The 26,227-nt window shown below is 33.4% G+C and carries 20 protein-coding genes; 11 read left to right on the top strand and 9 right to left on the bottom strand.

Translation table 11 applies throughout. From position 1 onward, the window contains the following. Nucleotides 1–4: 4 nt before the first annotated feature. Both AABL87_RS13710 and AABL87_RS13705 read right to left on the bottom strand, forming a co-directional pair. Nucleotides 5–1,228 carry a DUF4876 domain-containing protein gene (locus tag AABL87_RS13710; protein ID WP_341277500.1) on the bottom strand — a complete coding sequence of 408 codons (1,224 nt, stop codon included), beginning with the start codon at nucleotides 1,226–1,228 and terminating at the stop codon, nucleotides 5–7. Between the two features lie 12 nt (nucleotides 1,229–1,240). Further along, a complete protein-coding gene (locus tag AABL87_RS13705; RefSeq protein ID WP_341277499.1) occupies nucleotides 1,241–4,069 on the bottom strand; it encodes a TonB-dependent receptor in 2,829 nt (942 codons plus the stop codon). 270 nt (nucleotides 4,070–4,339) lie between these two features. Between AABL87_RS13705 and AABL87_RS13700 the strand changes: the two genes are divergently transcribed. After that, nucleotides 4,340–5,344 (top strand): GlxA family transcriptional regulator, encoded by a 1,005-nt coding sequence (locus AABL87_RS13700; RefSeq protein WP_341277498.1) that lies wholly within the window; start codon nucleotides 4,340–4,342, stop codon nucleotides 5,342–5,344. A 102-nt stretch (nucleotides 5,345–5,446) separates the two neighbouring features. Continuing rightward, entirely contained in the window at nucleotides 5,447–6,058 is a 612-nt protein-coding gene (locus tag AABL87_RS13695; protein WP_341277497.1) for a DJ-1/PfpI family protein, read from the top strand. 14 nt (nucleotides 6,059–6,072) lie between these two features. Here the strand turns inward: AABL87_RS13695 and AABL87_RS13690 are convergent, their stop codons facing one another. Then, on the bottom strand, nucleotides 6,073–7,452 hold the full coding sequence (locus tag AABL87_RS13690; RefSeq protein ID WP_341277496.1) for an MFS transporter: 1,380 nt from the start codon (nucleotides 7,450–7,452) through the stop codon (nucleotides 6,073–6,075). 87 nt (nucleotides 7,453–7,539) lie between these two features. Between AABL87_RS13690 and AABL87_RS13685 the strand changes: the two genes are divergently transcribed. Then, on the top strand, nucleotides 7,540–7,899 hold the full coding sequence (locus tag AABL87_RS13685) for a winged helix-turn-helix transcriptional regulator (protein WP_341277495.1): 360 nt from the start codon (nucleotides 7,540–7,542) through the stop codon (nucleotides 7,897–7,899). 247 nt (nucleotides 7,900–8,146) lie between these two features. On the opposite strand, the gene AABL87_RS13680 is transcribed toward AABL87_RS13685, so the two are convergent. Beyond that, the gene (locus AABL87_RS13680) at nucleotides 8,147–9,382 is read right to left on the bottom strand and encodes an ABC transporter permease (protein WP_016650225.1); all 1,236 of its coding nucleotides are present in this window, start codon (nucleotides 9,380–9,382) and stop codon (nucleotides 8,147–8,149) included. A 7-nt stretch (nucleotides 9,383–9,389) separates the two neighbouring features. Between AABL87_RS13680 and AABL87_RS13675 the strand changes: the two genes are divergently transcribed. The 7 genes from AABL87_RS13675 (at nucleotide 9,390) to AABL87_RS13645 (ending at nucleotide 20,825) form a co-directional block, all read left to right on the top strand. Continuing rightward, nucleotides 9,390–10,607: an exo-beta-N-acetylmuramidase NamZ family protein gene (locus AABL87_RS13675; RefSeq protein ID WP_341277494.1), complete on the top strand. Its 1,218-nt coding sequence runs from the start codon at nucleotides 9,390–9,392 to the stop codon at nucleotides 10,605–10,607. Nucleotides 10,608–10,665: 58 nt separating this feature from the next. Continuing rightward, nucleotides 10,666–12,177 carry a histidine kinase gene (locus AABL87_RS13670; RefSeq protein WP_341277493.1) on the top strand — a complete coding sequence of 504 codons (1,512 nt, stop codon included), beginning with the start codon at nucleotides 10,666–10,668 and terminating at the stop codon, nucleotides 12,175–12,177. Nucleotides 12,178–12,282: 105 nt separating this feature from the next. Continuing rightward, the gene (locus AABL87_RS13665; RefSeq protein WP_341277492.1) at nucleotides 12,283–14,874 is read left to right on the top strand and encodes a zinc-dependent metalloprotease; all 2,592 of its coding nucleotides are present in this window, start codon (nucleotides 12,283–12,285) and stop codon (nucleotides 14,872–14,874) included. A 33-nt stretch (nucleotides 14,875–14,907) separates the two neighbouring features. Continuing rightward, nucleotides 14,908–18,267, top strand: a complete 3,360-nt coding sequence (locus tag AABL87_RS13660; RefSeq protein ID WP_341277491.1) for a SusC/RagA family TonB-linked outer membrane protein — start codon at nucleotides 14,908–14,910, stop codon at nucleotides 18,265–18,267. 13 nt (nucleotides 18,268–18,280) lie between these two features. Continuing rightward, the gene (locus AABL87_RS13655) at nucleotides 18,281–19,609 is read left to right on the top strand and encodes a RagB/SusD family nutrient uptake outer membrane protein (RefSeq protein WP_006260573.1); all 1,329 of its coding nucleotides are present in this window, start codon (nucleotides 18,281–18,283) and stop codon (nucleotides 19,607–19,609) included. A gap of 137 nt (nucleotides 19,610–19,746) precedes the next feature. Beyond that, nucleotides 19,747–20,508 carry a LytR/AlgR family response regulator transcription factor gene (locus AABL87_RS13650; RefSeq protein WP_006260572.1) on the top strand — a complete coding sequence of 254 codons (762 nt, stop codon included), beginning with the start codon at nucleotides 19,747–19,749 and terminating at the stop codon, nucleotides 20,506–20,508. Between the two features lie 110 nt (nucleotides 20,509–20,618). After that, nucleotides 20,619–20,825, top strand: coding sequence for a hypothetical protein (locus tag AABL87_RS13645; protein WP_006257202.1), 207 nt, complete (start codon nucleotides 20,619–20,621; stop codon nucleotides 20,823–20,825). A 3-nt stretch (nucleotides 20,826–20,828) separates the two neighbouring features. On the opposite strand, the gene AABL87_RS13640 is transcribed toward AABL87_RS13645, so the two are convergent. Further along, entirely contained in the window at nucleotides 20,829–21,326 is a 498-nt protein-coding gene (locus tag AABL87_RS13640) for a YkgJ family cysteine cluster protein (protein WP_006257203.1), read from the bottom strand. A 63-nt stretch (nucleotides 21,327–21,389) separates the two neighbouring features. Between AABL87_RS13640 and AABL87_RS13635 the strand changes: the two genes are divergently transcribed. Continuing rightward, a complete protein-coding gene (locus AABL87_RS13635) occupies nucleotides 21,390–22,100 on the top strand; it encodes a class I SAM-dependent methyltransferase (protein WP_071307221.1) in 711 nt (236 codons plus the stop codon). 47 nt (nucleotides 22,101–22,147) lie between these two features. Here the strand turns inward: AABL87_RS13635 and AABL87_RS13630 are convergent, their stop codons facing one another. The 4 genes from AABL87_RS13630 to AABL87_RS13615 all read right to left on the bottom strand — a co-directional run bounded on the left by AABL87_RS13630 (nucleotide 22,148) and on the right by AABL87_RS13615 (nucleotide 25,987). Beyond that, nucleotides 22,148–22,552: a DUF2059 domain-containing protein gene (locus AABL87_RS13630; protein WP_006257205.1), complete on the bottom strand. Its 405-nt coding sequence runs from the start codon at nucleotides 22,550–22,552 to the stop codon at nucleotides 22,148–22,150. Nucleotides 22,553–22,591: 39 nt separating this feature from the next. After that, complete coding sequence (locus tag AABL87_RS13625; protein ID WP_071307220.1) at nucleotides 22,592–23,224, bottom strand: 7-carboxy-7-deazaguanine synthase QueE; 633 nt, start codon at nucleotides 23,222–23,224, stop codon at nucleotides 22,592–22,594. A 116-nt stretch (nucleotides 23,225–23,340) separates the two neighbouring features. Continuing rightward, nucleotides 23,341–24,996 carry a tetratricopeptide repeat protein gene (locus AABL87_RS13620; RefSeq protein ID WP_286383926.1) on the bottom strand — a complete coding sequence of 552 codons (1,656 nt, stop codon included), beginning with the start codon at nucleotides 24,994–24,996 and terminating at the stop codon, nucleotides 23,341–23,343. Between the two features lie 34 nt (nucleotides 24,997–25,030). Continuing rightward, nucleotides 25,031–25,987 carry a PstS family phosphate ABC transporter substrate-binding protein gene (locus AABL87_RS13615; RefSeq protein WP_071307219.1) on the bottom strand — a complete coding sequence of 319 codons (957 nt, stop codon included), beginning with the start codon at nucleotides 25,985–25,987 and terminating at the stop codon, nucleotides 25,031–25,033. Nucleotides 25,988–26,227 lie beyond the last annotated feature (240 nt).

The raw sequence follows: 26,227 nt of genomic DNA, 5'->3' as shown, positions 1-26,227 counted from the left end.
CTAATTAATATTTAAATAATGACGGTCTTACTGCTGGTGCAAAGTCAACTGTCGAATTATTAGTATCTTTTAGAACATTGTTCCCTGCTGCATTTTTACCTATTACATGTCTTCTTACAGCCTTACCATATCTTCCTTCATCTCCTACATGTTGTGTGATATAAGTATATCCCATATCTACTGATGGAGATGTCACATTCCACATATACTCATCTGCAATACCTAAGTTTACAGCATCTACTATCCATGAGTTTGGAATTTTAATAGCAGAATCTACACTTGGATATACTTCTCCTCCGAATATCATTTCGTACTCATAATCATATATATTATCTACTACTAACTTCTCCGTTGTCATTCCCTCAGGCATTTTTACTAAAGCATAAGCATAACTTCCTTGAATATTAATCACTAATTCATCGTGAATCGTAATCATTTTAGCAGCTTTTAATCCTACTACATCATGTACACCATCTCTAAAATTCTGAAACTCTGCGTTAGTCAAATCAATTGAATTGCTGTTAAATTCTTTATGGTTAATAGCATTCTCTGCAAAGATTACTGATTTACCTGGCTCTACTGGGTGGTCTTTTCCTTTTCCTGGGAACTGTAAAATAGCTCCAGCAGACAATGCCTCACTCATAATATTAGGTGTATAATCTTGCTTATCGTTTGTCATAAACTTAGATTGTACAAATAACATTCCGTCTAAATACAATACCTCATCAGAGTTATTTGTTATTTTGAAGTATTGGTCATCTGTATACTGAAGCCCTTGTGGTGTCTTAGTCCCTGCGAAGAAAACCTCTTCTATTACAAAACCTGTACTACTCGTTTTAAATACGATATCGATAGCCTTAGTCATTTCTCTACCCGAGATCACTACCCCTTTAATAAAGTTACCTACTTTACTCTCCTCTACTACACCATTTACTTTATGTGTGATTACACCTTCTACTGTGATATCATAAGTACCTGTAGGAAGTGCTTTCTGTATTTTCTTATCTCCTTCATATACTAACTCTGTTTTCTTATTAGAGTTTAGTTCTGTCAACTTGATAGTCATCTGTTTTATCTCTTCTATCTTCGCATCTTGAGGATCATTAATCCAGAATGTTACGAAAGTCTGCTCATCCCCTGTCATATTACTATTGTCATCAGAAGAACAAGCATTAAAACCTAATACTACCAATAGTAGGCATAATGATTGTAAAAGTCGTTTTATCATTTTTATAAGTATTTATAGATTAAAATTTATTTCCATTCCGAAGTAAGGGTCTCTTAGTCCCTTTCTATTTACCTTAGTCCCATTCACAGAATATGGAGCATAGTAGGTAAATAACTTATTAGCGAACATAGACACTGTGATCTGCTTGTTTCTAAAACTCTTAGATAGCTTTAAGTTCACATCCATCAGCATAGGTGTTCTCCTAGATTTATCAGCATTGCTATGTTGTGGGATTACTAATTGTTCTAATAATGTTCCCTTTGCCTCTTCTGCATCATAAGGTCGTAATTCTCCATCTACTCCTACATAGTAGCTAGGCATTCCATTCATCGGTTCATTCTTTGCTAAGTAGTACCAGTTAAACTGAAATGAAGTAGAGAATTGTAAATCTAGTTTAGGGATATAGGTATCTAATAATAGATTACTATTTAGCTGTTCGTATTTGCTCTTAGGTTCCATTTCATCGTATAGTCCTAGGTACGGATAAGGCTTACCATTCACATTTGCATTAGAGTTACCACGTCTATAAGTTGGCAAACTATTGCCCTGTTTAGTTCTAAACCATGCCCCATTAATTGTAACACGAGTATTAATAACAGGAATTCTATTAGAACTATACTGAAACTCTATTCCTTCCTTATCTGTTCTACTACCATTACGAGAGAAATTGTATAAGAAGTTTTCATTAAATTGTTCATAAGGAAGATCCTCTTTATTCGGTACACTTGTGATATGATCATGATCTATACTAGAAGTATCATATCTCTTATAATCAAAGATTCCATACTGGTTCATCGTTCTAAACCCGTTGCTCATTCTTTCTTTAAACACCGTAAAAGTCAGCTGATGAAAACCCCAATTCAAATCTAACCTAGCCTCTAGCTTATTGTTTAAGGCAGGAGTCAATGCTTTGTTCTGTGGGTCAAAAACGCTCGTTTTATAATTAACTGTACGATAATCAGGATTACTGTGAAAATAGTTTAACTGCTGAACGTCTCTATAATATTTCTCAGGATAAAGAAGATTTAGGTCAGGGAATAATCTCTGCTGTCCCCATCCTAACGTTAAGTCTACTTTTGCTTCCTTATTCGCTACTACAAAAGAGGGCAATGTCCATTGTACATTCACACGTGGATCGATATACATATTTCCACTCATAGTGAAATCATTAGACAAGTTTTGCATAATAGATCCTCTCGCACCTAATGCTAATGTTAGACCGTGTTGTCCAAATTTCGCAGAAGAAATATGCTCTGCAAACAAAGCCGTCGTTACATAAGCAGGAATATCCTTATATGCTCTATTTCTATAAGTAGATTTAGGATCTAAAGGCTTATAGATATCATAGACCTGACCTCTACCGTTATTCTTACTATACTGCCAATCAATACCAGCACGTATATCTGTAGAAATAGCAGACATCTTATAACGAAATGCACTCACTACCTTAGCGAAGATATCTAGTGGCTTACCATCTACTACACTCTCTGCAATATAATTAGCCGTAGGAAAAAAACCATCGTACTCACCATCCACAGTAGAAAGTGGTAGTGCTGTAGCTGCCTCTAGCTGTACAAACTTTGTCTGGTTAATCTTATCGAAACGTTGATTAAACGTAGTCTGTAATTCTATACTTCTAAAGAAAGATTCATTTCTACTCTCATAAGTCACTATATTACTCAGACTATAGAACTGATTATCCACTTTATATTTATTCGCACCTGTCAGGTCAATATCTGGATCAGACTTAGCGTCATCTATAGACCCTGTATAACTTAGGTTGGATACCCAAGAGAACAATCCTCCATTGTTTAAATTCTTATCTTTACTCACACGTACAGTACCTGTCACACGCTTATAACTCTCTAAATCATTGCGAGGTTCTGGTTTAGCATTTAGATAATCTAACCCTACATTTACCTTAAAGCTACTATCCTTAGATTCAAAACCTTTATTAACCGCAAATAGTTTACTATATCCATCTGCTTTAAAACGTGCTTGCCATTTAGAATACCCACTCTTCTTCGTGATCTTTACTACACCAGAAGTAAGGTTACCATATTCTACAGAAGGGATTCCTCTTATGATTTCTACTTTCTCTATTTGGTCTGTTGATATTGTACGCATATCAACACCTGAGCTAATATTGATATTCTTATTAACACCTGACGAAACATTATCCATATAGCCATAAGTATACTGAAGGTTTGCACCCGAGTTCAATTGTGCTCCATCTACTACAAATAAAGTCCCAAGAGAAGAAGTGTCATATTGTTTATTTCCAACACCCCCTATATTAGAGCTTACTCTACCTACTTCTCTCAGCTGTATTTTATTGACACCGCCTAGGTACGGATCTTGTGCTCTACCCCCTGGTACTAATTCCATTAAGTCAGCAAAACTAGAAGGCTGTAGATGTTGCATAGCTCTTCTATTAATCACAGAAGTACTCGTAAGTCCCGTTCCTTCCTTAGCTGTAATCACGACTTCTTCTAATTGATTCGTTTCAGCTTTTAAGACAACTGTAAGGTTATTGTGCGTTAAGGTATTTAGCTTTTGACTATAAAAAGAATAACTGATGTGCTGTACTTCTAAAAGATAGTTATCAGGTACTAGTTTAAAAGTTACTTCACCTGCCTCATTGGTAAGTTCTAAGACAGACTCCTTATCACTTTTTAGCATCACCACCGCTGTAGGAATAGCCATTCCATACTCATTCTGCACTTTGATAGAGATAGGAGAACGAGTATTCTGCCCATAACTGAGAAAGTGAATGAATAACGATAAGATAATAATAGTTAGTTGGGTTGGTCGTGTGATAATAGTAAAGTGTTTGAGCATCACGACTGTATTATGTTTTATGGGACAAATGTATAATCTAAAATCATTCTAAACAATATTATTTAGAAGTAATTTAAATAACAAAACTCAAAATACAGTCAAACAAGCTTTTAACTGACAAAAATTAACATTTAAACTCAAATCAATCTAAATAAAACAATGACTCATTCCTTAATATATCTTCAATTATGGCAGAAAAAGTACGTTATGTGTCATTTATACATCATAAAGCCTTCTTACCTTTGTCTTATCATAAAACAAGATAGCAGTATGAATACCCCACTACATCATATCGGATTTCTATTATTACCTCAAGTACAGCTACTGGACTTCGCAGGGCCGAGTGATGTATTCAATACTGCTAATCAACTCATGATCCGCACAGCTACATCCGCACTTACTCAATATCAAATCCACTTAATCTCTGGAACAGTAGACAAAAGTGTACTTACTAGTGCTGGCATTAGTGTACAGTGTGATTATACCATTTATGACCAGCATATTCCTTTAGATACGTTACTCATCGCTGGGTCTAAGGCAGACCTAACGCATGAGTATGATTCAGCTGTGTTGCATTGGATAAAGGGAATACAACCTACTGTAAAGCGCATAGGTTCTATCTGTATAGGAGCTTTTTTACTAGCCAAAACAGGGTTAGTAACCAATAAAAAAGTAACTACACACTGGCAATATGCTAAAGTACTTCAGGAGACTTACCCTTCTATCCGACTAACTTATGATCACTTTTATATCAAAGATGACAATATCTATACTTCTGGAGGAATTACTTCTGGTATAGACTTAGCGCTAGCCTTAATAGAAGAGGACAATGGATATACACTAGCCTCTGATGTATCACGATATCTAGTAGTGAATCTAAAAAGAACAAACACACAAGAGCTTTATAGTACATTAATACCCGCTGATATAGACCTCACTCCATTAGTTAGAAAAGTAAAACAGTATATCACAGATCATCTAACTCAGCAAGCAGTGACTATTGCAGAACTTGCAGATCATGTCTATATGAGTGAACGCAATTTTTCTAGGGTATTTAAGAAAGAAACAGGAATGACTCCAGGTGCTTTTAATGACTGTGTGAGAATAGAATATGCTAAGCGTCTATTAGAATCTACAACTTACTCTATAGTAGAAATAGCTACTCAAGTAGGATATACTTCTGATCATGTATTTAGGAAAGCATTTGTCAAACTAGTCAAAGTCACTCCTACTCATTATAGAAGTGTGTTCCAATCTACGAGAATTAACCTTTAGCATTTAGTTACCCAACTAAATAATCACGAATAACCTAAGACAATACCGATATCGAAGCCAAACTTCGACAGATCTCCTATTGTCTTTTATCAACAATAAAATATGACAACAACAAACCGCCCCCTTAATGTAGCCTTTATCATTTTTGATCAAGTAGAAGTACTTGATCTAAATGGTCCATTAGATGTATTCGTCAAAGCGAATGTACTTAAACCCAACAGTTATAATCACTACTTAGTCTCTGTTACAAAAGAAGTAGTCAAAACAGAAGCGAATACTACGCAAATAGTACCACAATACAGTTTTGAAGATTGTCCTACACCTGATATCATAGTGTTACCAGGAGCTAACCCTGACATTGTCATGAACTATCTACAAGACGAGTATTTTCAGAATACCTATACATCTTGGATCATAAATCAACATCAGCAAGGTGCAATGTTATTTACAGTCTGTACAGGTAGTCTACTGATGAGTAATACGGATGTATTCGATGGCTTAGAGATAACGACTCACTTTATGGCACTAGAGACTCTTAAACAAGCTACCCCTAAAGCTAAAGTAATAACGGGTGTACGCTATGTAGATCAAGATACTGTATTGACTACTGCAGGTATCACAGCAGGTATAGATGGTGCTCTATATTTAGTCAGTAAACAGCTTGGTGAAGAAATGGGACAAACCATCGCCCAGTTATTTGAATACAAATCATAAAACCAAAAGGCGACTTAATTACTAAGTCGCCTTTTATACCTTATCAAGAAAACGAATCCAGTCATGATCAATAAAACAATCATGATAACAGTCGAATTAAAATGACCGTCTATACTCCCAAAATAAGATTGACCAACAATGCTTACTCCCAAAGCGATGCTTAATTGTTGTAAAGTAAGGTATAAACTTGAACCAATAGATGTAATGTCTGTAGGTAAACTACTCAGAGCATAAGTGAACATAGAAGGAAGAACAACACCACACCCCATACCGTACTCAAATAATAATAAAGCTACTTCATAAAAGAGAATATACTCTCTACTTAATAACCAGTAGTGTCCTACTAATCCACCTATCATTAACAGTAAACCAAAAAGCATAAATCGCTCTTGGTACTTAGACAAAAATCTTAATGATAGAAAGGAAGCGATAACATATCCTACACCTTGAAAAGCAAACAATAATCCTGTCTGTGTAGCTGTATAGTCAAGTTTTAACTGAAAATGATTCGCATAAATAAAGAAGTATGAATCCTGTACTAAGGAGTAAAAAACTAAGGCAATCAAGGCTACTGCAAATGTCCTATAGGTAAAAGGTTTAAAATCTATAAGCACATTGATAGATTTCTTATAATTTTTAAACTGAATCACTAAAAATAATACAATGCCTATGATAGCACTCACTAATACTAACAATAAAGTAGTCGTCCAGCCATAATCTGCTCCAGTCACTAAACTATACATCAGAAGTACCAATAAACACACCATCACAAGTTGAGATAGAGGTTGTATCTTCAAGTCTCTTTTGCGGTCTATCTCTACTAATACACCCCATGATAGCACCCCAATTATAAATGCAATTGGTACATTGATTAAAAATATTAGTCTCCATCCTCCAAATGCAAAATCAAGATCTGGGAGTATTCCTCCTAATATTTGTCCTAATACAGAAGATATCCCTGCTATCGCACCATAGATAGAATACGCTCTACGTCTCTCATCCTCTATTACAAAGATACTAGACAGTAAAGTCACTCCCTGAGGTATCATAAATGCCCCACTTATTCCTTGAAACAATCTAAAAATATTCAACGAATGTATATCCCAAGCTAAACCACATAATAACGAAAACACACCAAAACTAAACATTGAAAGGATGAATATTTTCTTATGCCCATATTTTAACCCAACTTTACCCGATGTGATCAAGAATGCTCCATAGCCTATTACATAGTAAACAATGATCAATTGGATATCAGCTACACTAGCGTGCATAGCTACTCTAATCTTAGGAATAGCAACATTAACAATAAACAAATCTAACACACTTAAGAAGATAGACATCGATATCAAGAATAACATAATTCTCTTTTTGACTGTTGAAATATTTTGCATTGATTACTTACTATTTTTTATAATTATCTTTGCAAAAGTGACAGATATATCACTTACAGTCAAGTAGGTAAAAATTAAAGACTAAGTATGAAAAACAATACTAATACTGAAAATGAGCCGAATACATTAGAAAATAATTTAAACTATTTTGAAAATAACGGTGTTATACAACAGGCTCTAAAAACTATCTCTGGTAAATGGAAAACATCTATCGTCAAAACCATAGCTGCCCAATGCCCTAAGAGATTCGGAATATTAAAGAAAGAGTTAGATAATGTAGCCCAAGGCACACTGACTACTGTACTAAGAGAATTAGAACAAGATGGTCTATTACATAGAGAAGTATACGCTGAAGTACCTCCTAGAGTAGAATATATGCTGACAGAAAAAGGAAAAAGCTTACTCCCTATACTTGATCAGTTAGAGAAATGGTATACCGCTGAATGATTCTTTGCTACAATTAATATAGAACATTTGTTCAGTCTTTTTTGAGATAAGATTAGTGTACTTCCTTAATATATCCATAGTAACTCCGTTATTTTAGTCAAAAGAACGGACTCACTACGGACTCATAACGGACTCACTACGGACTTACCCCGAAACAAAACACACTCACTCCAAAAGTAAAATAGCCTCTAATACTTCTGAAATAGAAGTACTAGAGGCTATTTATATATTTTAAAAATCCTTATTATTAATCGTAACGAATCGCTTTTATAGGGCTAATCTTAGTAATCATATAGGATGGAATAAGCAATACTAAAAATGCAATGACTACTACTCCTAAATTTAATAAAAGCACATCGCTAAATCGAATCAATACAGGGGCTTCTCTCACATAATATGCTGTAGAGTCTAACTTAATCAAACCAAAATACTGTTGTATATACAATAATCCTAATCCTATAAGATTACCATAAAGTAATCCTTTTACTATTAGGTAAGTCGCATTGTATAAAAACACTTTTCTAATCGTCCAGTTATCAGCACCCATGGCTTTTAATATTCCGATCATCTGTGTACGCTCTAGTATTAGTACTAATAAAGCTACTATCATATTAATAGACGCTACCGCAATCATAATAATAATGATAATCTTTATATTAAAGTCAAACATATCTATCCAACCAAATACATTGCTATACTTGTCTACAATAGTCTTACTGTCTACAGTAGAAGGTAAATTCACATAGAACTCTTGCCCTTTTTGTTCAATCTGATCAAAGCTATTTAGCACTACCTCAAATCCTCCTACCTCATTTGCCTTCCATCTATTCAGGCGCTGTACATGCTTTATATCTCCTATTACAATATTCGCATCGAACTGCTGTAATGCCGAATTATATATCCCTACGATCTCAAACTGGCGGACATTTGGAATCTTATTTCCCCATTCTTTCATAAAGTAAGTCGTGATTTTATCTCCTACTTTAAAGTGCATTCTATCTGCTATATATTGAGATAGCAGTACTTCATTACTCATTCCATCAGCTGACTTCGGCAATCTTCCTTCTACTAGATAATCCTTGATCTCGTTTAAATCATAAAGAGAATCTACTCCTTTATAAATAATTCCCTCAAAAGAATCCTCTGTTCTTATAATACCAGCCTTAGAGGCATAAGACTGTATTTTCTTTACTCCTTCTATATTCTTAATATCATCAGACTGTACTACACTTACATCTATCGGCTTAAGTGTAATATCTGTAACATTACTATCATAATTAGTTATTACGATATGACCGCTAAAAGCTGAAATTTTATCTCTAATTTTGTATTTCAATCCTAAACCTGTTGCAACAGAGATAAGCATCATAATCATGCCTAATGCAATAGCTGTAATTGCAATTTTAATAATTGGTGCGGATACACTACTTTTATAGTTCTTAGTAGTAACAAGTCGTTTAGTTATAAAATATTCTAATTTCAAAATAAATATGATATCGAATTCAAGTTTCAAAAATACATTATTATTCTTAGTCTGTCTATTAGCACTAAGTGTTAATTTTAATACTTATGCAAAAAACACCTCTAATACACATGATAATAAAAATACTATCTCAGTAGGAGCCGAACGATTATCTGCTTATTTTGAATTAGTAAAAGGCAAAAATGTAGGAGTACTGACTAACCAAACAGGAGTGATTAAGAATGCTGATGGTTCTTATACCTCTACAGTGGACTTCTTATTAGAAAACAAAGTGAATGTAAAGAAAATCTATGCTCCTGAGCACGGCTTTAGAGGTACAGCTGATGCTGGTGAACTAGTAAAAGATGGCAAGGATACGAAGACAGGCTTACCTATCATTTCTCTATATGGAAATAATAAAAAGCCTTCTGCTGATCAATTAAAAAACATTGACATTATGTTATTTGATTTACAGGATGTAGGAGCGAGATTCTATACTTATATTTCTTCTCTACACTATCTAATGGAAGCGTGTGCAGAACAGAATATCCCAGTTATCGTATTAGACAGACCTAATCCTAATATCGCGATTATAGATGGCCCTACACTAGATATGAAGAATAAAAGCTTCGTAGGGATGCACCCTATTCCTGCGATGCATGGAATGACAATAGGAGAATATGCTAAAATGATCAATGGAGAGAAATGGTTAGCGAATGGAGTACAGTGTGACCTGACTGTAATCTCTGTAGATAACTATACTAGACAGATGAGCTACTCACTACCCGTAGCACCTTCACCTAATCTACCTAATGATCAGGCTATAAATCTATATGCTAGTTTATGCTTCTTCGAGGGGACTAATGTTAGCTCTGGTAGAGGGACAGACTTACAGTTTCAGGTATATGGTTCACCTTTCTTAACGAAAATGCCTTACCAATTCACTCCTAAGCCTAACGCTGGTGCTAAAGACCCTATGAACAATGGTAAGCTGTGCTATGGAGAGAATTTGTCTAAAGAGCATAAGGTGTCTAAAATAGAACTAAAATGGTTGTTAAAAGCATACAATAGCTCTACGAATAAAGATAAATTCTTTACTAACTTCTTTATAAAACTAGCGGGTACTGCTGACTTAAAAGCGCAAATCACAGCTGGTAAAACAGAGAAAGAAATTCGTCAATCATGGCAAAGTGGGCTAGACAGATTTAAGATTACACGTCAGCCTTATTTACTATATCACAACTAACTTATAAACTTCAACAAAAACATTGAAGAACAAAATATTTATATCGCGCAAAACCTTTATGGCAATCGGAATCGTTATTCTAATGATTACGATAGGTGCTATATATATGTTGAGTTCTTCTATTAATCAGAGCAATGAAGACACTTATAAGTATATCACTTCTAAAAACTTTTATCAGAAGTTACGTTCGTTAGAACTAGAGTTTAATAAAATAGATCGCCATCTAAACTCTCTAGACTATATCACTAAAAACACTCCAGTAGGTCAACTTTCTCTAAAGTATGAGACGCTTAATCAGATGTATAACCTAGATGGTGTAGTCTCTCTAAACTGGTACTTCAGAGTAAATCAGAACAATGAGATTATAGAGGCTCATATAGGAAGGGATAGAGAGATAGATAAGGATAATATATTCAATAAAATAATCTTAGCGAACCCTGATCATTCTCATAAAAACACTTTTGTAGAACAAAATGGTTTCCAATACTGGCTGATGTATCACAGTACGCCTATCGCCAATAACGAACGACTCATCTACGGTATCGTAGTAGATATGGCACTATACCATAAATACCTAACGAATATAGATGTGACGACACCGAACTACGCTTATATATTCACTAAAGACGGGTTGTGTATTTACCATCCAGAAGATAGTCTGATGGGTAAAAATGTATTTGAGCTTAGTAACTTCTCTGCTCAAGATACCGTCCGAAAAACAGATCCTGCTGATCCTCCTATCGTTAACTCTGAGTACTTAAACTTAGAAGTATTCCGATTTATCAGTCCTTTTAAATCCGAAAACTTCTCTGGTTATATTACAGTCAACTTTCCAAAGTTTAACGTAGATGATAATATCAAACCGATCAGACGCAATACGATTCTTATCTTTCTGACAACTGTAACTATTCTATTCTCTCTGTTTTATATCTTCAGTATGGCGAATAAGAAAGCCTATCTAGAGAAAGAGTTATTAGCTGTAGAAAATGAAAAGATTAGCAAAGAGAAAGCTTTAATTCAATTGCAACAATTAAAGAATCAGATCAATCCTCATTTCTTATTTAATTCGCTGAACTCTCTCTATATGCTCATAGAGCTAGAGCCTAAAACAGCACAGAAGTTTACATTAAATTTAAGTAAAACTTACCGTTACTTAATAACACCTCCTGCAGAAAACATTGTAGACATAGAGAATGAAGTAGAGTTTATAGAAAAGTATATCACGCTACAGAAAACTAGATTTACGAAAGAATTACACTTTGATTTACTCGATCAAAGAACAGAGAAATTACATCAAAAAATCCCGTTTTTAGGATTACAAATCTGTGTAGAAAATGCGCTTAAACACAATATAGCTACTACAGAACATCCTTTATTTATAGAGATATTAATCCATGATGATGAAGTAATTATCACGAATAATTATCAACCTAAAAAGACTACTTCAGAGAGTGAGCTTTTTGGTCTAAAATACTTAGATTCAATCTATAACTATTATAACGTTATCGGATACGAGACAAAATGTGAAGAAGGTAAATTTATTTGCATTTTGCCTTTGATCAAATGTTAAAGTTATCCACTCACTCCCCTATTCCATCCATTCACTCCCAAAAATTTTAAGCATAGAGGTAAGTCAGTTAGTTTTATAGTGACTTAATAATAACTTAACATAACAATGGATAAAAACACGGTTAAACTAAGTATCAGTGCTTTAATATTTTCTTACTGCCTGGCACAGGTACCACCAGCCTATGCTGCTAAGAAAAAGAACACCCCAAAAACTGAAAAAACAGTAACCACAGAAAAAGACTCAACAGATAGTAAAAAAAATAACTATGCTGACCTAATCAAAAAGGGAGTCTATACTAAAGGGATGTTTAATACGATTCAGGTAAAAACTGATATCTATTTTGAAATCCCAGACAGCTTACTAAACCGTCAATTTTTAATTGTTAATAAATTATCTCAGGTTCCTTTAGAAGTGAATGATGCTGGTGCAAATACTGGTATGAACTATGAGAATAAACTGATTACGTTTCACAAAGATACGATTGCAAAAAAAGTATGGGTTAAAACAATCACCCCAAGAGTTTCTTCTCCAGCTGATGATGCAATTACTAAATCAGTAAAAACAAACTTTATAGAATCAGTACTAGAAGTATTCGACATTGAAGCTCAAAGTCCAGACTCTACAGCTACTGTAATTAAAGTAAATAAAGTTTTTGACGGAAATCAAAAGAGTTTTAATGATGTATTAAATGGACTAGGTCTTCCTACGTCTATTAAAACAAACTTATCTTATATAGAGGGAGTAAAGACATTCCCTGAGAATATCGTAGTTAAATCTCTATTAACAACAAGTGTTAATGAAGGTTCTGGAGACTTACCTGTCTCTCTAGGAGTAACGAGTAATATCGTATTACTATCAGAGAAACCGATGCAACCACGTATAGCTGATAAAAGAGTAGGTTACTTCACAGAGAAACATTGGTTCTTCAGTGATGCGCAACACAAAATGAAAGAACAAGAGTTCATCACGAAGTGGCGCATGGAACCAAAAGAAGAAGATGTAGAAAAATATTTAAGAGGTGAACTAGTAGAGCCTAAAAAACCAATCGTATACTATATAGACCCTGCTACTCCACCCCAATGGAGAGCTAAAATTATAGCAGGGGTACACGATTGGCAAGTAGCATTCGAAAAAGCTGGTTTTAAGAATGCAATTATTGCTAAAGAACCTACTGAAGAAGATAAAGATTTTGATATCGATGATGTACGCTATTCTGTAATAACGTATGCTGCATCTCCTAAATCTAATGCTATGGGACCATCTGTAATAGATCCTCGTAGTGGAGAGATTATCGAATCAGATATCATCTGGTGGCATAATGTAATGACTTCTGTACATAGCTGGATGCGTATACAGACAGGTCCTATTGATCCTAAGGCTAGAGCAAATAAGTTCACTGATGAACATATGGGAGAAGCTATACGCTTCGTATCATCTCATGAGGTAGGACACACTTTTGGTCTAAAACACAATATGGGTTCTTCTTATGCATTCCCAGTAGATTCTCTACGTTCAAAAGAATTCACTGATAAAATGGGAGGTACTGCTCCATCTATTATGGATTATGCTCGTTATAACTATGTAGCGCAACCAGAGGATGGTGTAACTGCTATCACTCCGCAGATCGGCCTATATGACAAATATGCTATCGAGTGGGGTTACCGTTGGTATCCAAATCAAGAAGAAGAAAAAACTGCACTTCGCACAATGATAGAAGATCATCAGGATGATCCTATGTATTTCTATGGAGAGCAACAAAGTTCACTAAACATCGTAGATCCTCGTTCTCAATCAGAAGATCTAGGAGATGATGCTATGAAAGCTAGTGAATACGGATTAAAGAATTTAAAAATAGTAGTAGATAATATTATTCCTTGGACATACGAAGAAGGAGAGGATTACTATGAAGCTGGTAAATTATACATGGGAGCTATAGGACAATGGCAAATGTATAATCAACATGTGTTAAACAATATCGGAGGGGTTTATTTAAACCATGCAGTATACGGAAACAACAAAAAAGCATACGAGCCTGTCCCTTACGAGAAACAAAAAAGAGCAGTAGAGTATTTGGCTAAAAATGCTTTACAGATTCCAACATGGTTGTTCTTTAATGAAATAGTAGAAAACACATATAGCTTAAAAGACTCTCCTGTAGGTCCATTCGAATACTCACCATATTCGTTAGCTAGAGAACTACAATATTCTACTCTGTACTACACCCTAATGGATGAGCGTTTATTGCGTCTATTAGAAAATGAAGTACAACAAGTAGAATTAGGTAAAGAGAAAAACTTTACGATAAATGATTTGTTTTCAATGCTTAATAGTGAGATTTTTGCACCCACAAAAAAAGGAAAGAGTTTATCTATCCTAGAGCGTATGACTCAAAAGAACTATGTGGATGCTCTAATCATAGATGTAAACAAGCTATTCGAAAAGACTAGTAAAAAAGGTTTACTAACTGCGCACTCTCTTCAGTTCCCTACTCTATGTAATCATGTAGAAGAGGATAACAAGTTGAGAAACATTAATTACACTGTAATGAAGCGAGTATCAGAAGTTACTTCTTACAAGAAAAGTGAATTAATGAACATCAAAAACATTCTGAATAAAAAGAAAAACAACGGAGATAAAGCTACTCGTGCACACTATGCTGATCTAATCAATAGAATAAACGAAGCTTTAAATCTATAGAAATAAACTAACCCCAATTTTATTAAAGGAAACATGAAAAAACTTTTTCTCCTTTTCTCACTCCTTACTATTTCTCTTGCCTTCGCGCAAGAGAAAAGAGTGATCACTGGTCTTGTCCAAGATAGCGTGGACAAACTAGGGTTGCCTGGTGCCTCAGTAATTGTAGAGACACAGACAGTGTCTAATGCTACATCACAAGCTGGTATCGTAGAAAGTACTAGTATTGGTACTATGACTGATTTTGATGGTAACTTTACCTTAGAAGTACCACAGGATACTAAAAGCATTCGTATCAGTTTTATCGGATATGAATCTAAATTAATCACTTTAAATACTAAGGGTCATTATGTAGTGACTTTAGGTGCTGATCCTGATATTTTAAACGAAGTGGTTATCACAGGATACCAAACAATCGAAAAAAGAAAGCTTACATCATCAGTGGCTCAAGTGAGTATGGCTGAAATCAACCAAAATGGTGTAGCTAGTGTGGATCAGATGTTAGCTGGACAAGTAGCTGGTATGTCAGTAGTAAATCAAACAGGGTCTCCTGGAGCTCCTGCTAAGATTAGAATACGTGGTACTGCTTCATTAAATGGACCACAAGATCCACTATGGGTACTAGATGGTATGCCACTAGAAGGTAATGACGTACCTAACTTTAATGATAAAGATAATATCGATCAACTTCAAAATTTCTCTATTGCAGGATTAAACCCAGACGATATACAAGACATTACAATTCTAAAAGATGCTTCTGCTACTGCCATCTATGGTGCTAGAGCTGCTAATGGAGTAATATTAATCACTACTAAAAAAGGTAAAAAAGGTGATATGAAGGTAAACTTCACTGCTAATACCTTTGTGAATGAGAGACCAGATTTTAAGAAACTTAATTTAATGAACTCAGATCAAAAAGTTGGCTTTGAATTAATGTTAGCAGGTAGATCTGATATCTATAATGATCGATCTAATCAAGGTGAAGTAATGCGTATCTTGAATGGGAGCAATGAACTAGATTTATATAGAAATGGTGGTTTCGATGCTTTATCATCTGCAACACAAGCTTCTATAAATAATCTTAGAAAAACTAACACAGATTGGGGAAAAGAAGTATTTCGCCCTACATTCAACCAACAGTATGGTTTAAGCTTATCTGGTGGTAGTGATGTATCTGATTATTACTTTTCTCTTGGATACTTTAACGAAGAAGGGACAACTATAGGTACAGGTTTTGAACGTTATAATATTACTTTGAAAAACAATTACCAAGTAAGTGATAAACTTAAAGTTGGTGTTGGTTTATTCGGTACACAATCTAAAAAGAAAAACTTCGTAACAGATATTGATTCAAGTATCAATCCTGTAAATTATTCTAGAAATGCTAATCCATACTTATCTCCATATAACGAAGATGGAAGTTATATGTATGATAAAGATATCAGTGGGTTCAGTGATAGATATGTACCTTTTAACTTTGCAGAAGAAAGAGCAAATACAAGTTATGAATTAATAAATAAATCATTTAAAGCAGTATTTGATTTAGAGTATCAAATATTAAATGACTTAAAATTAACATCTCAATTAGGTCTTCAATTAGATAAAAACGATACTGAAAAATATTTAGGTAAAGAAACATACTCTACGCGTAAATTCAGAGAAGGAACTAGGTATTGGGATAGTAATGCTAAGGAATTTAAATACTTCTTACCTGATGGAGGTATTATAGAGAACTTTAATGATGATAGTTTCCAATACAACTGGAAAACACAGGCTACTTATAATGCAATCTTCAACGATATGCATGAAGTAGATGTAATGGCTGGTATGGAAATCAGAAAAACAGATAATACAATTATTAGATCTAAAGGATTTGGATATGATGCTCATACCTTAACCACTAAACCTATTATCTTCCCAGAAGGAAACGTTGATGCTACACAAAAGTTATATGAAACGTACAAAAAAACAAGAAATGAAAATGCATATGCTTCTTTCTTTGCTACTGCTTCATATACATACAATAGAAAATATACAGTGTTCGGAAGTGTACGTGCTGATGGATCTAACTTATTCGGTGTTGACCCTAAATATAGATATGTTCCACTATGGGCTGTATCTGGATCTTGGGATGTGACTAGAGAGAAGTTTATGGAAAACTTAGATTTCGTAAGTAATCTACGTTTACGTGCATCATATGGACTACAAGGTAATATTGATAGAACTACTTCTCCTTTCTTAATTGGAGACTATAGTACATCTACTATCTTACCTGGTTATCCAGAAAGCACAATTCAAATTAGTTCAGCTCCAAATGGAACATTGCGTTGGGAGAAAACAACGAATACAAACTTTGGTTTTGATTTAGGGTTATTCAACAATAGAATATCGATAGCTGTAGATGCTTATAACAGAAAAAGTACAGACTTAATCGGTTTAAGAGCACTTCCTTTAGAGACTGGATTTGAGTGGACAAATATGAACTGGGCTCAAGTAACAAATAAAGGATATGAGATTGCTATTACAACTAGAAATATCTCTACACCAGACTTCTCTTGGACAACTACATTCAACTTCGCTCGTAACAAGAGTAAAGTAGACAAAATACAAGTATTCGATACTGAAACGTTACCATCAAGAGAAGGATTACCTGTTAACTCTGCTTTCGTTATTAAAACAGCTGGTTTTGATGATAAAGGGAACTTATTATTCTGGAAAGATGGTGCTAAAGTAAGCGGAACTGAGTTCTTTAAATTAAGTGACCCTATGGCTGACTTTATGCCAGGTTATATGGTTCAATCAAGTTTAACAAATGAAGAATATAGAGACTTATTCACTTATGCTGGTGATAGAGATCCTAAATTTACTGGAGGTCTTATCAACACAGTAAGAATCAAAAATTTTGATCTAACAGTGTCTGCTGCCTTTAACTTAAAACAAACTGTGCAAGCAACACCTTCATACAATATGGCTAAAGTAGACCCAGGAAGAAATTATACTACTGATCTATTAAATACCTGGACCCCTAATAACCCTAATGCAACATTACCTGGAATTATTGGAAATGATTATAATGGGAACTACACAGATAATGACAACTGGATGTTAGCAAAATGGTTTGATGGAGGTGATCATGGAAGTTCATATAAACATTTAGACATTTGGACTAAAGAAATTAGTTATATCCGAATCAGTAGTATTCGTTTAGGATATACTCTACCAAAGGATCTATTAAAAAAGATGAGAATAGACAATGTACGTTTTACAGTTGAAGGACGTAACTTATTTGTATTTGGAACGAATTACAATGGCTATTTCGATCCAGAGACTTATGGTAATATTTATACTCAACCTATTCAAAAGTCGTTCACTTTAGGGTTAAACGTTACTTTCTAAAAACAGACTAATCATGAAAAAATTAATATTAATACTTAGTAGTTTATTCTTTGGGTTAACAACTGTTAGTTGTGATAGCTTTTTAGATATAGAACCAGAAGGAAAAATCATACCTAAGACAACTGAGGATTACAGAAAGCTGATGACTACAGCATACTTCAACTATCCTAAACATAAATCAACTAGTAATTTCCGTACTGATGAAGTAAGGATAGTTATGGATGAGGGATCAACAAACTTTATTTCTGTAAAAGACATCTACTCATTCCAAGATGTTAATCCTCATAAACAAACTAAGAGCTTTGGTTACTCACAGTTTTATAAATCAATCTTCTATACAAATGATTTGATTAATAATGGAGTAAATACCATGCAAGCTGGAGATCAAAAAGAACAGTTGTTAGGAGAAGCTTACGGGTTAAGAGCTTTAGCATATTTTGACCTTGTAAATTTATATGCAAAACCATATAACAAAGCTACTGCTTCAACGGATTTGGCAATCGTAATATATCTTGAACATGATATTGAAGAGCGCAAAAAGAAATCGACTATGGCAGAAGTTTATGCTCAGATTCATTCAGATATTGACAATGCTAAAAAGCATCTAAAAGTAACTATTTATGAAGCAGGGCAAAATTATCGTTTCACAGTAGCTGCAATATACGCTTTAGAAGCAAAAGTAAATCTATATCAAAAAGAATACGAAGCAGCTCTTATAAGTGTAGATAAAGCTTTACAATACAAAAGTACATTAGAGGACTTAAATAAAGATCCTAAAACGTCTGTTGCTAGTTTTAAATCAGTAGAATCAATATTAGCTTTAGAAGAAGGCCTTGATTCTGAATTAAAGCCTACAGCATTACTTTCTGATGAGCTTTACAATCTTTTTGATAGAGAAAATGATCTTCGCTTTAATGCTTCTTTCGAACTTGCAAAAGGATCTTACATTAGCAAAAAAACGGGGACAGCTGAAATGAAAGCTTCATTCCGTACTGCTGAATTATATATGATTAAAGCTGAAGCATTAGGTCATTTAAATAGATTATCTGAAGCGAAAAGCGCAATTGAGAAATTGATAGTTAGTAGATATAAGCCAGAAGCTGCTGCAAAGGTAATACAGCAACTTTCTGGTTTAGATCAAAAAGGCTTTATCTCTTTTATACTTGAAGAAAGAAATAAAGAGTTCGCTTTAGAAGGTCACAGATGGTTTGACTTAAGACGTTTACATCAAAAGCAAATCATTCATAAATTTGGAGAAGACACGTTTATTTTAACTGAAAATGATTTGAGATATACGTTGCCTTTCCCATTAGAAGCAAGAGAAAACAACCCAAATCTATAGTCTTCGCCAGACTCATAACCAAAAAAGCCACTCGATATGAGTGGCTTTTTTAATATCCTCCATCCGTTCTTATAGCCTAAAGCTCTACTTGCTAAGTATAAATTATATTTTATACTTTTGTACAAATTTATCACCACATGAAAATTGCTATAGTAGAAGACGAAAGCTTAGCTTCAAATTACTTACATTCTTTGCTTTTAAAACAAGAGCACCTTTCTATAGATGATATAGTTATCTTATCATCTGTAAAGGAAGCTACTGCCTTCTTTTTAGCAAATAAAGTTGATTTGATTTTCATGGATATCCATTTAGGTGATGGAAAGAGTTTAGAAATATTTGAACATATAGAGATAAAAACACCTATTATCTTTATTACTGCTTATGATTCTTATGCTATACAAGTGTTTAAGCAGTTCACGATTGACTACATACTGAAACCGTTTACTAGTGAAGAATTAGATGATGCTCTGATTAAGTTTAAAGAGATTAGCAAACAATTTGAGATTGCTCCTACCTTAGACAGTTTAGCTAAAATAGAAAATGGGAATGATTCTTCAATCAAAGAACGTTTTTTAGTAAATAATGGACATAAACTAAAGTCCATAGAAAAGGATCAAATAGCGTACTTTGTTGCTTCTGGTAAACATTTATTCCTATATACTTTTGACAACAATTCATACATCTATGACGATACCATAAAAGATATCATTAGCAAACTAGATAGTAAAACCTTCTTTAAAATAAATAGAAAGTATATCATTAATATAAAATCAGTAGCTGATATTATTAAACATAATAGTCAAAAAATAGAACTTAAGATTACTCCAAACCCTGAAGATGAGTCTCCTATTTTAGTAAGTAAAAACCAAATACTAGATCTTAAAACTTGGTTGAGTTAATTATTCATACACTCATTATTATAAAGGCTAAATTTTCTAATACTTTTAAGATAACTCAGTACTTATAATTGTTATATTTGAGATAACACAATAACATAAACTAAAAAAATATGGATTTAGGTGAGCGCTTAATCAACTTTGTTGATACGATATTAGATATGTTTAACGCTATAAAAGGTTATTTAGAAAATGCTGTAGCTTTTTTTGAAAAACTAAAAAACAAAATCTTAGAACTTCTAGAGTATTTTACTGAACAAGTAGAAGACATCACAGAAGAAAACTTGAAAGCATTAGAAGAAGAGCACTTCTTCATCTAATACTTATTTTAATATAATTCGTCTCTTCATCTCCTCTACTACTTCATAAGCAGCAGGACATATCGCTACATTTTTAAGTGTAAGATTAGATATCTGATTAAACTTCTTTCTATCTGTGTGAGGATATTCACGACATGCTTTAGGTCGAACTTCATATATCATACAGTAATTTTCATTATCTAAAAATGTACAAGGGAGACTCTGTAAGACATAATCACGATCCTCATCGATATATAGGTATTTATCTATAAATTGCTGAGGTTTCATTTTTAAATGCTTAGCGATACGTTCTATATCCGCATTCGTAAAAAGAGGTCCAGTTGTTTTACAACAATTAGCACAACTCAAACAATCTGTTTTCTTAAACACATTGTCATGTATTTCTTGCATTTGATAATCTAGATCTTTAGGTGCTTTCTTTTTTAGTTTATCAAAATACTTTTTATTTTCATTATGCTTATCTTTGGCCAACTTGGGAAGTTGTGAAAGTGTTTTATCCATTTGTATTCTTTTGGATACAAAATTACAACAACTCTACTTTAATTTTAAAAGAAAGATTAAATAATGAAAGACCTTTTAGGAAAAGCTATTTTAGATTTTCAGACAAATAATCATCCACAGAATGTAATCACCGAAACAGATATCTCTGAAGCAGAAGAAATGGATATTGCTTATCTATTTAGAAGTTATAAAGAGATGCCAAAGATCGAACAGAAGGCTCTTAATCTAGCTAAAGGAAGAATACTTGACGTAGGATGTGGGGCTGGTACTCACTCTTTTTATCTACAAGAAAAAGGAGCTGATGTAAAAGCTATAGATATTTCTCCTAACTCTATAGAAGCTTGTAAACTAAGAGGAATCAAAAATGTATCTGTTCAAAACCTACTACATTTATCACACGAAAAGTTTGATACTATTCTGCTATTAATGAACGGTACAGGTATCTTCGGAAAATTAATAAATACAACTAAGTATCTACAGCACTTAAAATCTTTATTAAACCCTGGTGGGCAAATACTAATTGATAGTTCTGATTTAATCTATATGTTTGATGAAGACGAAGATGGAGGTAAATGGATACCAATGGAGAACAAAGATTATTATGGTGAATTAACCTTTACTGTTGAATACAAAGGAGAAGTTGATGATCCCCTTGAATGGCTGTATCTTGATTACAACACACTCCAAAACGCTGCTCATAGCAATGGACTAGAATGCGAACTTATTACAGAAGGTGATAACTATGATTATCTAGCAAGACTAAGTATTCAATAAATCGAACAATAAAAAAAGCTCTATGTTTTCACACAGAGCTTTTTTTATTATTCTTGCATATACTTCATCATAATACCTTGTAGTCCTACTGCCCACTCCTCACCAACTTTTTGACCTTTTTCAAAAAGCACTTCACTCTTATCACTAAGTTTTTTACCTACAGGAGATTCATAAAACTGTATAAGTTGCTTAACATCTTCATGACTAAATTCTGTCATATACATCTCTGCCATCTTATCAACTAAAACAACCATGCTTGCTTTTAATTCTTTTTCAAAATCTGCACGTTTAGTTTCCTCTACATTTAATGACAATTCTTTAGTTAACAATTCAAACGTCTTTAATTGTCCGCTCAAATCCATATACTTTTTAGTATCAGCTTTAAATGCATCTTGTGCAAAAGAAAACTGAGCTACTAATACCATTGCAAAAGCAAGTATTATTTTTCTCATAGTTTTTATTTTTAAACCTTCTTGTAAATTTAAAGCTATTTAAGGAATATCCAAATATTTATGTGTCTGTACAGAAATTTTCCACTTAGGGTTTTTCTTTACATAATCAACAATAAGAGGATTCATCTCAGCGCGTTTACTCCACTCCACTTGTAATAACAACAGTGCATCTTTATTAACTCTTGCTGCTTGCTCTTCTGCAAAAATGAAGTCATGCTTATTGTATATCACTACTTTTAATTCATTTGCTGCGTCATACACACTTTGAGTTGGTAATTTATTCTTTTTAGGAGATAAACATATCCAATCGAAATCACCTGTTAATTCATAAGCACCAGACGTTTCAATATTCGTTTGTAGCCCTGCTTTCTTAAGTTCAGCTGTAATTACATCTAAGTTATACATCAAAGGCTCTCCTCCTGTTATAACAGCTAAATTAGCTTCTTTACCTGCACGTGACACTATCTGTTGAACATCAGTTAAAGGATGTAATTCAGCGTCCCAACTCTCTTTTACATCACACCAATGACATCCAACATCACATCCACCTAATCTAATAAAATACGCTGCATGACCAGAATAAAATCCTTCACCCTGAATAGTATAAAACTCTTCCATTAGAGGTAATATTCTCCCTTCATCTAATGCTTCTTTATCGTAATCTTTCGTCATTTTACTTTTTACATTAAGACAACAAAGATAAACGATAATAACATTCTAATAAGCAATAACAAAAAAAACTCAACTGTAAAATCACAATTGAGTTTTCTTGATATTTAATATTCTATTTATTGTAATGCTTTAATAGTATTCTTTGCAAACTCATTTTGAGGATCCAACTCTAATACTTTATTAAAGAACTTAATAGACTCAGCATTTTCTTCTTGATTTGCATGATAAGTAGCTAAAGAAGTATAAGCTTCAATTACTCTGTCTTTATTATCAGCTTTATCTAAATCACCTGCTTCTGTAAGCTGTTTTATAAAACCAGAATACGCTTCATATACTTTTTTATAAGCCTCATCGCCTTTAATAAGACGGTTAGTTCTAGCTTTAAAGAAATAAGCCTCCGCTAGCTTTGCATCACCTTCAATAGCTATTGCAAAATATTTATCAGCTTCTTTCAAAGATTGTTCATTATTCCCACTCTCATCATCTCTTCCTAATACATAATAACAATATCCTGCGTAATAATTATCGTACACATAGTTACTTTGTCCTTTAATACCTCCTGAAATCACAAATACATCAATAGCTTCTTTTAGGTTATTCTTTCTGAATAATTCTAGGCTTAATGCATGGAATTCTTCTGCTACTTCTGGATCTACTTTGATAGCTTGTTTTAAACTTTCTATACCTTTAGCATAATATCCATTGTTCTCCTTAGCGATATTCAAGTAACTAACACCTAAATATAGATGATCTCTACCAATAGTTTTTTTCGCTTTTGAAATATACTTTTCTAAACCTTCTACAGCTAAAGCATAATTAGTATTATGGTATCCAGCATAACCTAAGTATCTAAAAATACGGTTATTTACTCCTTCTTCATTTTTAAGAGAATTAGCTAAGCTTTCTAATTTTGTATACTCTCCAGTTACCAAAAGAAAATCAGCATACTTCATTCTTGCCTCAAGAGAGTTATCTGATGCACTGATATACTTTTGAAAATACTCTTCAGCTTTGACCATATTTTCCTCTTTTTTAGAGCTATCCTGAACAGACCATAAATAGTAACTATCAGCAATTTCTCTTAATGCAGGAGCATACTTTGGATTAACAGCTAGAATCTCTTCGCAAGCTTTAATAGCCTCAGCAAAACCACGTCCTCTCTTAGTTATGATAGCCAATTGTAATTTAGCATCTAGCAGTGACTCATCATAAGATATTGCGTTTCTAAATGCAGAAAAAGCCTCATTAAAATTATTTTCAGCCAAATAAGCCTTACCTAAGATATTGTAAGCATTTGCATTAGTATAATCAGCATTAATAACATCTTGAGCTATTGCTATCGCTTCCTTTGGTAATTTATTCTCTGAAGAAATATAAGCTGAAGCAACTAATAATTTTTCATCATAATCCTTTTTTCGAATACTACTTAAAGCTTTATCAAAATTCTCCTTAGCTAAGGATACATTATTTTCTTCCAAGGCTAACTGTCCTAATCCAATGTAATTAAGAAAACCTTTACTCTTAATTGCTATACCCTTCTCAAAATAAGAGCGAGCAGATTCTACTTCATCTTCTAGTAAGAACACATCCCCTAGATAATAGTAGTTCTTACCATCATTAGGTTTACTTTCAACTAAAGACTTTAAAATAGCCTTTGCTTTATCATATTGTTCATCCTGAATAGCCTTCTTTGCCGTTTCTAAATCTTGAGCAAAGCTAGTCGCACTAATTAGAGCTATTGCAAGTAATGATTTTAGATTTCTTTTATTCATAATCTAGATATATAATTTGATTTAACGATTTTTCTTATATTTCTTTTCTCACGTTTAATTCTCTAGGAGGAACTTTAAATGGTACTAGATTTGATTTTAAAACAATTCTCTGTCCTTTATACCCAGCGATATAAGAAGCATATCCAACACCCAAACCAGACTTCCCTTGAATATCTACCACATAAAGATCCCTAATTAATGGATAGGTACCTTCCGCGATATTATTTTGTGATGGCTTATAATACTTACCATCCTTAGCATTCTTAACTGATAGTACTTTTAATTGAGCTACTTTCTCTTCTAATTCTACAGTTGGTTGAGTAAGCCAATTCAAACCAATAACACCTATCGCATCAGAATTCTTACTAACATAATTAATCACACTTTCAGTATCACCAGCAAAATAGGCATAATCCTTTGTGAATTCACTAACACCAGCTTTTTCTTTGAAAGAAGACACTATACTAGAGTTAATATTATCAAAAACTAAGATCTTCTTATTTGCTTTATCTGCAGAACTACTTTTTAAATTATTCATAATCCCTTGATAATCAACAACACTATCATTAAAAACCTTACTTGTTACAAAGACAATTGCATCAGTTGCAAAGTGAGTCATCTTAGGCTTTACCCTACCTTTAAAATGTTCTACTTCTAGATCTGTAAGTTTACGAGGTAACACTGCTACACGAATCGAATCATTCATTAGCATATTCAACACTTCTCCTTCAGATTTCTTAACCAAATCAACCTTTACTCTGTTATACTCATACATAAATACTTCATTCACCTCATTCACTATTGGATAAACTGATTCATCAACAAGAATTCGTGTATAACCAGAAACTGGCGTTTCATCTAATGCTTTATAATCTATCTCCACATTACTCTGAGTAGATTGTACTTCTTTCTTTTTACATTGTATGAAAACAACTGAAAATGCAGTAAAAGCCAAAACATAGCTTAAAACTCTAAAACCTCTTTTTATCATTTAATAAGTAGTATCTAAAAATCTTATTTTATAAAGATAGAAAAAACAAATAACTTCAATTGTTAAGATTTGAACAAAAAAAGAAAGCCGCTAAAAGCGGCTTCATATTTTAAGAATCAATCCTGATTCCAAAGTCTTATAAATCTAAATACTCCATACACAATTAATAGTCCTCCGAAAAGCATTCTATGTGTGTATTCAAGGGCTATAGGCATATTATCCCAAAACAAAAACATGCAA

It is taken from the genome of Myroides sp. C4067 (assembly GCF_038039665.1).
Taxonomy (GTDB): domain Bacteria; phylum Bacteroidota; class Bacteroidia; order Flavobacteriales; family Flavobacteriaceae; genus Flavobacterium; species Flavobacterium odoratimimum.
This window is presented reverse-complemented; position numbering and strand designations above follow the sequence as displayed.